Origin of the sequence: Streptomyces sp. NPDC005931, assembly GCF_042871235.1 — a bacterium.
Taxonomy (GTDB): domain Bacteria; phylum Actinomycetota; class Actinomycetes; order Streptomycetales; family Streptomycetaceae; genus Streptomyces.
The window spans coordinates 1-12,192 of sequence record NZ_JBIAIG010000017.1 but is presented as its reverse complement, the minus strand read 5'-3'; the positions used below and the strand labels follow the sequence as shown (position 1 = coordinate 12,192).

10 protein-coding genes are annotated in these 12,192 nt (G+C 71.0%); 8 read left to right on the top strand and 2 right to left on the bottom strand.

Features of this window, described 5'->3' with window-relative positions; translation table 11 throughout:
• Positions 1–214 precede the first annotated feature (214 nt).
• Complete coding sequence (locus ACFYOV_RS29020) at positions 215–388, bottom strand: hypothetical protein (RefSeq protein ID WP_389092585.1); 174 nt, start codon at positions 386–388, stop codon at positions 215–217.
• Between the two features lie 623 nt (positions 389–1,011).
• Between ACFYOV_RS29020 and ACFYOV_RS29015 the strand changes: the two genes are divergently transcribed.
• The 8 genes from ACFYOV_RS29015 to ACFYOV_RS28980 all read left to right on the top strand — a co-directional run bounded on the left by ACFYOV_RS29015 (position 1,012) and on the right by ACFYOV_RS28980 (position 11,588).
• Complete coding sequence (locus tag ACFYOV_RS29015; protein ID WP_389092582.1) at positions 1,012–4,719, top strand: nitrate- and nitrite sensing domain-containing protein; 3,708 nt, start codon at positions 1,012–1,014, stop codon at positions 4,717–4,719.
• Positions 4,720–4,728: 9 nt separating this feature from the next.
• The gene (locus ACFYOV_RS29010) at positions 4,729–5,142 is read left to right on the top strand and encodes a roadblock/LC7 domain-containing protein (RefSeq protein WP_257850117.1); all 414 of its coding nucleotides are present in this window, start codon (positions 4,729–4,731) and stop codon (positions 5,140–5,142) included.
• Positions 5,143–5,253: 111 nt separating this feature from the next.
• A complete protein-coding gene (locus ACFYOV_RS29005) occupies positions 5,254–5,649 on the top strand; it encodes a DUF742 domain-containing protein (protein ID WP_159535968.1) in 396 nt (131 codons plus the stop codon).
• A complete protein-coding gene (locus tag ACFYOV_RS29000) occupies positions 5,630–6,220 on the top strand; it encodes an ATP/GTP-binding protein (RefSeq protein WP_389092581.1) in 591 nt (196 codons plus the stop codon). The genes ACFYOV_RS29005 and ACFYOV_RS29000 overlap by 20 nt, the downstream gene beginning before the upstream one ends.
• 396 nt (positions 6,221–6,616) lie before the next feature.
• A complete protein-coding gene (locus ACFYOV_RS28995; protein WP_389092578.1) occupies positions 6,617–9,934 on the top strand; it encodes a nitrate- and nitrite sensing domain-containing protein in 3,318 nt (1,105 codons plus the stop codon).
• Between the two features lie 10 nt (positions 9,935–9,944).
• On the top strand, positions 9,945–10,358 hold the full coding sequence (locus tag ACFYOV_RS28990; RefSeq protein ID WP_004983065.1) for a roadblock/LC7 domain-containing protein: 414 nt from the start codon (positions 9,945–9,947) through the stop codon (positions 10,356–10,358).
• Between the two features lie 95 nt (positions 10,359–10,453).
• Positions 10,454–11,026 (top strand): DUF742 domain-containing protein, encoded by a 573-nt coding sequence (locus tag ACFYOV_RS28985; RefSeq protein WP_389092577.1) that lies wholly within the window; start codon positions 10,454–10,456, stop codon positions 11,024–11,026.
• Positions 11,007–11,588: an ATP/GTP-binding protein gene (locus ACFYOV_RS28980; protein ID WP_110630992.1), complete on the top strand. Its 582-nt coding sequence runs from the start codon at positions 11,007–11,009 to the stop codon at positions 11,586–11,588. The genes ACFYOV_RS28985 and ACFYOV_RS28980 overlap by 20 nt, the downstream gene beginning before the upstream one ends.
• Before the next feature lie 258 nt (positions 11,589–11,846).
• Here the strand turns inward: ACFYOV_RS28980 and ACFYOV_RS28975 are convergent, their stop codons facing one another.
• The gene (locus ACFYOV_RS28975; RefSeq protein ID WP_389092574.1) at positions 11,847–12,038 is read right to left on the bottom strand and encodes an acyl-CoA carboxylase subunit epsilon; all 192 of its coding nucleotides are present in this window, start codon (positions 12,036–12,038) and stop codon (positions 11,847–11,849) included.
• Positions 12,039–12,192: the final 154 nt, after the last annotated feature.

The following is a 12,192-nucleotide window of genomic DNA, read 5'->3' as shown; positions in this document are numbered from 1 at the left end:
TGACTCGGTCGGCTGGAGTCTGACGCTCCAGGCTAACGCGGCGCGGCGCCCCTGCCCTGCGCATAACCCGGTGCTCTGACCCCGTGCACCGGCCCGGCACGCAGAAGGGGCGCCTCCGTGTCGGGGGGCGCCCCTGGGGTGCGGGGGGACTGCCGTTGAACTCGGTGCGGCGGGGCCGTGAGCATTTTCCGGCCGTCGCGCGTACTACCGGGTGCTAGCTCGCGGCGGCGGCCGCGACCGGGACATCCATGAGGACGGTGCGCTTGGGGTTGGCAGTCTGGGTCGGGAGTTCGACGGGGTGCTCCTGCTGGACCGGCGTCTGCAGTTCGTCGGCGGCTTCGAGGTGAGCCAGCGTCGTGCGCCGCGGGTTGGCGATCTTGTGGAACATCGGCGTCGTCTTCACTGTTTACTTGACCCTGTCCTGTTCACGGGCGCCGTGGCGGGGTAGGTGAACCCCCGCGCGGGGCGCGAGTTGTCGGTTTCGCCATCTCTGTAAAGCGTCAGGCTAAACATTCAATTCCCCGCGAACGGCGCCCGAAGGCCAAGATCCGCGTGTGAGTTTACTCACGAATCGATGGACATTTCGCCCGATTCGGACCGTCCCCCCAACCCAGCGAAACGGACATTGGCCCCCTGAAGCCATCATTCCGCTCCTGATCATCGCGACTGGGACACCTCCCGCTGCCTGGAGACTCGCGGATATTCGCCCGATATGGACGAGATCACTTTCTACGTCCGGTGACTCGACCCTCACACGGTGTCACGTATGTCACGGCCTGACCCACGGGCCTTGTTGGAGATCCTGCACTGTGCTGGAATTCCACGGAACCGCCGCAGGATCGAGCCGGCGCACAGGGGGCGCACAGACGCGCCGAGTGGCGGCGAGATGGGGGGAACCAGCGCCGGTCACTCACGACCACCACGGGGGCGTATTCAGGGCGCCCCTATGACGCCGACACCGTGCCTCGCCGTTCACGCGGAGAGGTGCCTGGTCCAGAGGTTGCGACGCTAGTGCAGGGACGTTTCAAGAGGGATGGCAGCGCTTCGGCGGAGCCGGAGCCGCACGGCGGGACTGGCCCGATGGCCGTCAGCTCCTCGCCCCAGCACGCCCAGAACCCGGGCCAGGCCGCGTCCGGCGACGGCTCCGAGCGCCCCGGTGCCGGCAACCCCGCGGGGCCGGCACCGGCCGTGAAGCCGCCGAAGGGCCCCACCGGACCCGGGCCGCGAATAGCCCTGCGCAACTGGCGGATCTCCACCCGTCTGGTGTCGCTGCTCGCGCTCCCGGTGGTCGCGGCCACCTCGCTCGGCGCGCTGCGCATCAACGAGTCGATGGACGACATCCAGCAGCTCGACAACATGAAGCTGCTGACGGACATGACCAAGCAGGCCACCGAGCTGGCCCACGCGCTCCAGGAGGAGCGCGACCAGTCCGCCGGTCCGCTCGCCCACAACGGCAAGGCCACCGACTTCACGGTCAAGGGCTACCGCGAGAAGACCGACCGCGCGCTGGACAACTTCATCGACAGCTCGGAAGAGATCGACGAAGCGGCCAAGGACGGCAACCTCAAGGGCGTCCGCGACAACCTGGTCCAGCTCGCCGGCGACCTGGGCGACCTCGCCAAGATCCGCAACACGGCCTACGCGTCGGAGCGCAACTCCACGCAGACCGTCGAGGCGTACCACCGTCTGATCGAGAACCTGATCGACCTCTCGCAGGACATGGCGGAGGCGACCAGCAACCCGGACATGATCCAGCGCACCCGTGCCCTGGCGGCCTTCTCCTCCGCCAAGGAGTACGCGTCGATCCAGCGCTCGGTGCTCGCCGCGGCCCTGCCGGCCAGCAACACCACCTACGGCGACCTCTCCGAGAACGACCGGCTCTACGCCCAGTCGGCACTGGAGAGCCAGAAGTCCGAGCTGCGCAGCTTCAAGAGCATCTACGGCGAGGACAGCGCCGCCGAGCTGCTGGTGACGATCGAGGACGGCAACGACACGATCAAGGCCAGCGACAAGTACGCCGGGCGCGCCCTGGTGTCGTCCGGCGGTCTCACCTCGATGGGCAAGCGCTCCTACCGGGACTGGCTGGACGACAGCTCCGTCAAGATCCAGCAGATGAAGAGCATCGAGCACACACTGCTCGAGCAGATGGAGCAGAAGGCCCGCGAGCTGCGCAACGCCACCGAGCGCGACGCGATCATCTCCGGTGCGCTGATCCTCATCGTGCTCGGTGTCTCGCTGGTCGGTGCCTTCGTCGTGGCCCGCTCCATGATCCGCTCGCTGCGCCGCCTGGAGGACACCGCCACCCGGGTCGCCCAGGAACGCCTGCCCGAGCTGGTCAAGCAGCTGTCCGAGTCCGACCCGCAGGACGTCGACACGTCCGTGGAGTCGGTCGGTGTGCACTCCCGGGACGAGATCGGCCGTGTGGCCGCGGCCTTCGACGACGTGCACCGCGAGGCGGTCCGCCTCGCCGCCGAGCAGGCCCTGCTGCGGGGCAACGTCAACGCGATGTTCACCAACCTCTCGCGCCGCTCCCAGGGCCTGATCCAGCGCCAGCTGTCGCTGATCTCCGAGCTGGAGTCCCGCGAGGCCGACCCGGACCAGCTGTCGTCGCTGTTCAAGCTGGACCACCTCGCCACGCGCATGCGCCGTAACGGTGAGAACCTGCTGGTTCTCGCGGGTGAGGAGCCCGGCCGACGGTGGACCCGCCCCGTTCCGCTGGTCGACGTGCTGCGTGCCGCCGCGTCCGAGGTGGAGCAGTACGAGCGCATCGAGCTGGCCTCCGTGCCGACCACCGAGGTGGCCGGCCGGGTCGTCAACGACCTCGTGCACCTGCTCGCCGAGCTGCTGGAGAACGCGACCTCGTTCTCCTCGCCGCAGACCAAGGTCAAGGTCACCGGTCACGCGCTGCCCGACGGCCGCGTGCTGATCGAGATCCACGACACCGGTATCGGTCTGTCGCCGGAGGACCTGGCGGCGATCAACGAGCGGCTCGCCTCGCCGCCCACCGTGGACGTCTCCGTCTCCCGCCGCATGGGTCTGTTCGTGGTCGGCCGTCTGTCGCAGCGCCACGGCATCCGCATCCAGCTGCGCCCGTCCGACTCCGGCGGCACGACCGCGCTGGTCATGCTGCCCGTCGACGTCGCGCAGGGCGGTAAGAAGCCCCAGCCCAAGCCCGGTCAGCCCGGTGCCGGCGGCGGTCCCGCCGCCGCGCAGGCTGCCGCGGGTGCCGCGGCCGCCCGGCGTGCCGCCGGTGCCGGCCAGGGCGGCGGCGGTGCCCTCGGCGCCGGTGCGCCCGGCGGTGGCCGGCTCGGCGCCGGACAGGGTCCGCGGGCCGCGCTGCCCGGACGGGACGGCAGCGGCAGGCCTGGCGCCCCGGGTGGGGCGCGCGGGCCGCAGGGCAAGAGCGCCGCGCCGCTGTTCGAGCAGGGTGCCCCCGCCGGTCCGGCGCAGGGCCGTCCGGCTCCCGCCCCCTCCGCCTCGTACGACCAGGGTGCTGCCGGCGCCGGCTTCGGCCAGGCGCCCGGTGCCCCGCACGGCACGCAGGGGGCGGGCGGACCGCAGGGCCAGGACGCCTTCCCCGGCGGCCGGGCCCCGGTGCCGCCGCAGCGCGGCAACGGCGACTCCGGGCGGGGCCGCCGCCCGCAGCTCCCGCCGCGCGGCGGCGCCCGGGCCGAGCTGCCCGGCGGTGACCAGCAGCGCGGGCCGAGCTGGAGCGACGAGAACGCCCAGCCGCAGGTGCCGCGTGCCTCGGTGGACGCCCCGCGCGGCCACGAGGAGCCGGACGCCTCCCGCACGGGCGCCGCGCCGGTGTACGACGACCGGCAGGGTCCCGGCTCGACGGCGGAGATCCCCCGCTACGACGAGCGCCAGAACCCCGGCTCTCCCGCCTACGGCGTCTCGCCGGGCACGGGCCAGTACGCCGGGCCCGGCGTGAACGGTGCCCAGAACACGGGTCAGTTCGCCCGCGGGGACGTCTACGGCGGCCAGGAGGACCGGCAGGGCGCGCAGAACCCGGCCGCCACCGGCCAGTTCTCCGTCCCGCAGGGTTACGGCAACGGCTCCACCGGCCAGTACCCGGTGCCGGGCCAGGACAGCGGCGCCACGGGCCGGCACGCCCTCCCGGGTCGCCGCGACGCCGCCGATGCGGCCGCCACCGGCCAGTTCGAGCGGCCGCAGGCGAACGGCACGCGCGGAGCCGACCTGGGCGCCCCCCGTCCGTCGGCCCCGCAGCAGCGACCCGCCCGTCACGAGCCCGAGGCGCTGCCGCCTGCCTCCGGGCCCGGTGACGGCCGTACGCCGCTGTACGACACACTGGAGACCAACTGGTTCCGCGGCCGGCAGGAGGAGCAGGCGAACGGCGCCGCTCCGGTCCCCGCTCCGCAGCAGCAGCCGCAGGCGCCCACCGGCCCCCAGCGGTCCGCTTCCACCGCCTGGCGCAGCTCGCCCAACGACGAGCTGGTCAAGCAGGCCGAACGCGTCCGCCAGCCGGCCGCGGGCGGCGTCACCACCTCCGGCCTGCCGCGCCGGGTGCCCCGGGCGAACCTCGTCCCGGGCACGGCTCAGCAGCAATCGCACCAGAGCGGTCCTCAGGTCTCGCGCGCCCCCGATGACGTGCGCGGCCGGCTGACCAATCTCCGCCGGGGTATCGCACAGGGTCGTCAGGCCGGGTCCACCCAGACCGGCAGCTTCCCGCACCCCACTCACCAGCAGGAGCGTTAGTTGAGCCCGATGAGCCAGGCGGCACAGAACCTCAACTGGTTGATCACCAACTTCGTGGACAACACCCCCGGGGTGTCCCACACGGTCGTCGTGTCCGCCGACGGCCTCCTCCTGGCACTGTCGGAGGGTTTCCCGCGCGACCGCGCGGACCAGCTGGCGGCCGTGGCGTCGGGGCTCACCTCCCTGACGGCCGGCGCCTCGCGGATCTTCGAAGGAGGGGATGTCGCCCAGACGGTCGTGGAGATGGAACGGGGGTTCCTCTTCCTCATGTCCGTCTCCGACGGCTCGTCACTGGCCGTCCTGGCGCACCCGGACTGCGACATCGGCCTCGTCGGCTACGAGATGGCGCTCCTGGTCGACCGCGCGGGCGCGGTCCTCACCCCGGACCTGCGCGCCGAGCTACAGGGAAGTCTGCTCCACTGATCCGCCCCGGCACCACCCGTCTCACCAAATCACCGTCCGGCCGCCACATTCCCCCCACCGGCCCCGTCAGACGGCTTGACTGACCGACTTGCTGTCCCGCCCGGAGGATTCATGACCCCGCCCACCGCCTCTCATGATCCGTACGCGGAGCCGTACGAGGACGAGGGCGACCAGCCGCTGGTACGTCCGTACGCGATGACCGGTGGCCGGACGAGGCCGCGCTATCAGCTGGCCATCGAGGCACTGATCAGTACGACGGCCGACCCGGCAGCGCTCATGGGGCTGCTCCCGGAGCACCAGCGCATCTGCCACCTGTGCCGTGAGGTGAAGTCGGTCGCCGAGGTCTCCGCGCTGCTGAACATGCCGCTCGGCGTGGCCCGGATCCTGGTGGCGGACCTCGCAGAGGCGGGGCTGGTCGCCATCCACCAGCCGGGCGGCGACGAGACGACCGGCGCGCCTGATGTGACTTTGCTCGAAAGGGTGCTCAGTGGACTTCGCAAGCTCTAGCGGCGGGGCGGTCTCCGACAGCCGTTCCACCACGTCCGCGAAGATCGTGGTGGCGGGCGGCTTCGGCGTGGGCAAGACCACGTTCGTCGGCGCCGTCTCGGAGATCAACCCGCTGCGTACCGAGGCCGTGATGACCTCCGCCAGCGCGGGCATCGACGACCTCACCCACACCGGGGACAAGACCACCACCACGGTGGCCATGGACTTCGGCCGTATCACCCTGGACCAGGACCTCATCCTGTACCTCTTCGGTACGCCGGGTCAGGACCGCTTCTGGTTCATGTGGGACGACCTGGTGCGGGGCGCCATCGGCGCGGTCGTCCTCGTGGACACCCGCCGGCTCGCCGACTGCTTCCCCGCCGTCGACTACTTCGAGAACAGCGGCCTGCCGTTCGTCGTGGCCCTCAACGGCTTCGACGGACAGCAGCCCTACGCTCCGGAAGAGGTGCGCGAGGCGCTCCAGATCGGCCCCGACACCCCGATCATCACCACCGACGCCCGCCACCGCGCGGACGCGAAGAGTGCCCTGATCACGCTGGTCGAGCATGCCCTCATGGCCCGTCTCAGGTAGCCGCGCAGAGCCGTGTGAGACGTCAAGTCAGCAGCGATATACGGCAGTTGTCGTAGATGCACCTGGGCCGGCCGCGTCCTTGGACACGGTCGGCCCAGGTGTTCATAACGTTTCGGCAGAGGAATCGGGTGGTGCCGACACGCGACGCGGTCACGCGGTATCGCTGCGCGCACAAAAGCCCCGCATTTTGGCGGGGCTCGCTCTTTTTGACCGTTTTATCCGGGACTTACATCACTCGGAATCCCTACCCTCCACTGTTTGGAAGAGCGCAGGTCGGCATGCTGGAATGCCTGAACTGCCCAATAGTCAAAGACGTACTCAGTAGTCGATGGCATGCCGGGCTCTGAGACACTGCGGCACGACGAAGGTGCCGACCGCCGAGAGGTTGTTGGTCGAGTGAGGCGAAGCAAGAACAGTCCCGAGCCGTCGGCCCGGGGCAACTTCACCCCGCCGCCGCGCACAGCGGCGCCCACCCCCGTGCCCGGTGCCGAGCCCACGGCCGCGCCCGCCCCGAGCGGCGGCCGCCTCTCCCCGCGCAACTGGCGGGTGACCACACGTCTGAACGCGATCCTGCTCATACCCGTCGTGGTCGGCCTCGTCATGGGCGGCTTCCAGGTGAAGAGCTCGATCGACACCTGGCAGGAGGCCGAGGACGCCGAGAAGACCGCGCGTCTGGTGCGGGCCTCCCTCACCTACGCCAACGCCCTCTACAACGAGCGGGACGTCACCGCGGCCCCGCTGCTCCAGGGCAAGAAGAACGACCCCGCCGTCACCAAGGCCCGCGCCGCCACCGACCAGGCCGCCGACGCCTTCGACGAGGCGGCGCAGGAGATGCCGTCCAAGCCGGGCCTGGAGCGCCGGCTGGAGCTGTTCCGCGACGCCGAGCCCCAGCTGACCCGGCTGCGCGCCGACGCGTACACCTCCAAGCTCAAGGGGGTGGACACCGAGGAGGGCTACGTCGACGTCGCACACCCCCTCATGGAGTTCGCCAACGAGCTCGGTCTCGGCACCGGAAACATCACCAGTTACGGCCGTACCGTCTACGCGATCTCCCTGACCAAGGCGGCCCTGTCGCTGGAGCGGTCCATCGGCATGCACCTGTTGGTGAAGCCCGGCCCCACCGACGGCCAGCTCGCCAGCCAGCGCGTCGCACTCTCCTCCTACGCCTACCTCGAGGGCATCGCCGTCCAGGAGTACATCGGCGGCGGCACCGCGGCGGACGCCCAGAAGCTCAAGGACACCGAGGCGCGGATCAAGACCGAGGGCGCGGCCATGGCCAGGGAGGCCAAGGCCCAGGACCCGGACTACGTGCCGCCGCCCTCCAACCCGGTCACGCTGGTCTCCGAGCTCGCCCGGCTGGACAGCACCGACCCGGCCGCGCGCCAGCAGCTCGCCGCGCGGGGCGTCAGCCCCGCCAACTGGTGGGCGGTCAACACCCTCAAGTTCGACGGCTACCGCGAGATCGAGTCGGACATGGCCGACAAGGCCGTGGCCGAGGCCGCCGACATCGCCGACGACGCCCAGCGCGACGCCTACATCACCGGTGCCGCCGTCGTCGTCGCCCTGCTCGCCGCGTTCATCCTGGCAGGCATGGTGGCCCGCCAGATGAGCCGCTCGATGCGCCAGCTGCGCAACGCCGCCTTCGGCATCGCCGAGCAGCGTCTGCCGATGCTGGTCGACCAGCTCTCGCGCACCGATCCGGGCCGCGTCGACACCCGCGTCGCCCCGATCCCGATCACCTCCACGGACGAGATCGGCGAGGTCGCCCGGGCCTTCGACCAGGTCCACCGCGAGGCCGTCCGGCTCGCCGCCGAGCAGGCGCTGCTGCGGGGCAACATCAACGCGATCTTCACCAACCTCTCGCGCCGCAACCAGTCGCTGATCGAGGGCCAGCTGACCCTGATCACCGACCTGGAGAACAACGAGGCCGACCCGGACCAGCTGGAGAACCTCTTCAAGCTGGACCACCTGGCGACCCGTATGCGCCGCAACGGCGAGAACCTCCTGGTCCTCGCCGGTGAGGAGCCCGGCCGCCGCTGGGACCAGCCCGTGCCGCTGATCGACGTGCTGCGCGCCGCCTCCTCCGAGGTGGAGCAGTACGAGCGCATCGAGCTGTCCGGCGTGCCGGAGGCGGACATCCACGGCCGCTCCGTGACCGACCTCGTGCACCTGCTGGCCGAGCTGCTCGAGAACGCCACCACGTTCTCCTCTCCCCAGACCAAGGTCCGCGTCACCGCGACACGTCTCCCCGACGGCCGCGTGATGATCGAGATCCACGACAAGGGCATCGGCCTGACCGCCGAGGACTTCGCGGACATCAACCACAAGCTGGCCAACCCGCCCACCGTGGACGCGGCGATCTCGCAGCGCATGGGCCTGTTCGTGGTCGGCCGGCTGTCCGACCGGCACGGCATCCGTGTCCAGCTGCGCCCCTCGGGCGAGCAGGCCGGAACCACCTCGCTGGTCATGCTGCCGGACGCGATCACCCACGGCGGTGGCGGCGAGCAGCAGATGGAACGCGACGAGTTCACCGTCTCGCAGATCATCCCGCAGCAGAACTTCCAGGGTGAGGACTTCAACCAGCAGCCGCTGCGCACCGCGGCCGAGCTCGGCTTCGACGACAGCCGCTACTCGGAGGTGCCCGACGACGCCCGCGGGCTGGATCCGGTCGGCCGTTCCCTGATGCGCGAGGGGCGCCGCGCGGCCCTGGAGGCCCAGGCGCACCACCAGCCCGGCGCCTCCTCACCGGACGACCGGGAGAACCCCGAGGCACCCGCGTACCCCGACGAGTTCGCCGCCCCGCAGGGCTACGCGGGCGGCCAGGGCTACGACAACGGGGACCAGGGCTACGACAACGGCGGCCAGGGCTACGACGACGGCCGCAGCGGCTACCAGGAGCAGCAGACCGGCGGGTACGACCGGCAGGCGTACGACAACGGGCAGCAGGCCGGCTACGAGGAGCGGCAGCAGCAGGCGTACGAGGAGCAGTACTACGCGCCGAACGGCACCCCGCCCCGGAGCGACACCTTCTCGTCGCACGGCGGCTACCCGGACCCCTCCTATGCGGAGCAGGCCCGGGAGGAGCACTCGACGGCGGGTTCCTCCGCCACCGAGAGCTTCCCCTCCTTCGCCGAGCGGCGCCAGCAGGACGACTGGCCGCAGCAGGACGGCTACCGCAACGGCTACCCCGCCCAGTACCCTGCGGATGCCCCGGAAGCGGAATCTGCGCAGGCCGCTGACGCAGGTGAGCAGGACAGCGTAGGCTTCGACCGTCCGGAACCGGCCCACTCCGCCGGCCACGAGCTGACCGACGCCGGGCTTCCCCGCCGCGGATCCACCGCGAGCGGTGTGAACGGCTCGGGCGGTGCGCGGACCACGCAGCAGGAGCCGCCGGCCTCCACTCCGGAGAACAACGGCGACAGCCACTGGCGTTCGGCGAACGACGAGCGCTGGCAGCAGGCCTCCGCGCTCCGGAAGCCCAAGGCGGGCGGGGTCACCTCCTCCGGCCTGCCGCGGCGGGTACCCAGGGCCAATCTGGTCGAGGGTTCCGCCGAAACCACACCTCAGGGAGGCCCACAGGTCTCCCGCGCCCCGGAGGACGTCCGGGGCAGGCTGAGCAACCTGCGGCGCGGCGTCCAGCGAGGCCGCAACGCAGGCAGTGAAACGAACGGCCAGGGCTTCGGTCCTGACAGCACCTACAACCAGGAGCGTTAGTGTGAGCCCGATGAGCCAGGCGGCACAGAACCTGAACTGGTTGATCACCAACTTCGTGGACAACACCCCGGGGGTGTCCCACACGGTGGTGGTCTCCGCCGACGGACTCCTTCTGGCGATGTCCGAAGGCTTTCCCCGCGACCGCGCCGACCAGCTCGCGGCCGTCGCCTCCGGTCTGACGTCTCTGACGGCAGGCGCCTCCCGGATCTTCGAGGGCGGCAGCGTGAACCAGACGGTTGTGGAGATGGAGCGGGGATTCCTCTTCATCATGTCCATTTCCGACGGTTCGTCGCTCGCGGTCCTTGCACATCCGGAGGCCGACATCGGCCTCATTGGGTACGAGATGGCCCTTCTGGTGGACCGGGCCGGTACGGTCCTGACGCCGGATCTTCGTGCGGAGCTCCAAGGGAGCCTTCTCAACTGACAGACGAACGGTGCGTTTTGGCGTCCCGTGCCCGTAAGGTTTCGGGACGCGGCTCCACAGTGATGGGTGCCCCGGCACAGTCGGAGGAGGAGAAAGTGGCAACACCCCCAGGCGGTTCGTCTTCGGGCAATTGGTCGTACGGCCCTGGCCAGGGCCAGAACGACGGTGTCCAGAGCGGATACGGCTACCCCTCCGCGCCCCACCACCGGCAGCCGTACGCACCGCAGGGCCCCGGCCCGTCGCCGTACGACCAGCCGCACTCACCGCGCATCCAGCCCGCGCAGCCGCAGCGGCGCACCCCCGAGCCGGCGCCCGCCGGGTCGTCGAACAACCCCTTGGTGCGTCCGTACGCCATGACCGGCGGCCGGACCCGCCCGCGCTACCAGCTCGCCATCGAGGCGCTGGTGCACACCACCGCGCAGCCGCACCAGATGCAGGGCCAGCTGCCCGAGCATCAGCGGATCTGCAACCTGTGCCGTGAGATCAAGTCGGTGGCCGAAATCTCGGCGCTGCTCACGATCCCCCTCGGCGTGGCCAGGATCCTCGTCGCCGACTTGGCGGAGGCGGGCCTGGTCGCCATCCATCAGCCCGGCGGCGACGAGAACGCCGGCGGCCAGCCAGACGTGACACTGCTCGAAAGGGTGCTCAGTGGACTTCGCAAGCTCTAGCGGCGGTCCTTCCCGCTCCACCACCTCCGCGAAGATCGTGGTGGCGGGCGGCTTCGGCGTGGGCAAGACCACGTTCGTCGGCGCCGTCTCGGAGATCAACCCGCTGCGCACGGAGGCCGTCATGACGTCTGCTTCGGCGGGCATCGACGACCTCACCCACACCGGAGACAAGACGACCACGACGGTCGCCATGGACTTCGGCCGTATCACGCTCGACCAGGACCTCATCCTGTACCTCTTCGGTACGCCGGGTCAGGACCGCTTCTGGTTCATGTGGGACGACCTGGTGCGGGGCGCCATCGGCGCGGTGGTCCTCGTCGACACGAGGAGGCTCGCCGACTGCTTCCCCGCCGTCGACTACTTCGAGAACAGCGGCCTGCCGTTCGTGATCGCCCTCAACGGCTTCGACGGACAGCAGCCCTACGCTCCGGAAGAGGTGCGCGAGGCGCTCCAGATCGGCCCCGACACCCCGATCATCACCACCGACGCCCGCCACCGCGCGGACGCGAAGTCGACGCTGATCACCCTCGTCGAGCACGCGCTGATGGCGCGGCTGCGGTAGGACCGCTCATCCGGGTTGCGCGACGCCCCCGGCGGCCATCGGCTGCCGGGGGCCGTTGTGTGCCCGGGGGCTGTTGCCTGCCCGGGGGCTGCTGCGTGCCCGGGGGCTGCTGCGTGCCCGGGTCCTGGTGGGTCGCGGATCCTCGCCCCGCGCGGCGGTGCGGGTGCCGGCCGGCGCCCCCGCGCCCCCGGCGGTGCCGCGTCGGCCCACGCGCGAAGAGGCCCCTCCTTCCCGGAGGGGCCTCTTCGCATGGTCGGGTCAGCGCCAGCTGTGCGGGGCGCGGAAGCCCGGCTCGCGTTCCAGGCGGCGCCAGCCCGCGCGGGCCCGGCCTCGGTGGGCCGGAGCCTCGTTCGGCCGGGAGGCGGCGCGCGCCAGGAGGATGGCCGTGATGGCGGCGACTTCCTCGGGCTCGGCGTGCCCCTTCTCGACGCGGATGTCAGGTGTGCTCATGGCTGTCAGTCTCCCTGGAAGAAAGGTCCGCGGGGTTGCCGCGATGGGTCCGCCGGGTTACTGCGGGGGGTTGCCGTGCTTGCGGGAGGGCAGGTCGGCGTGCTTGGTCTGGAGCATGGCCAGGGACCTGATCAGCACCTCGCGGGTCTCGGCT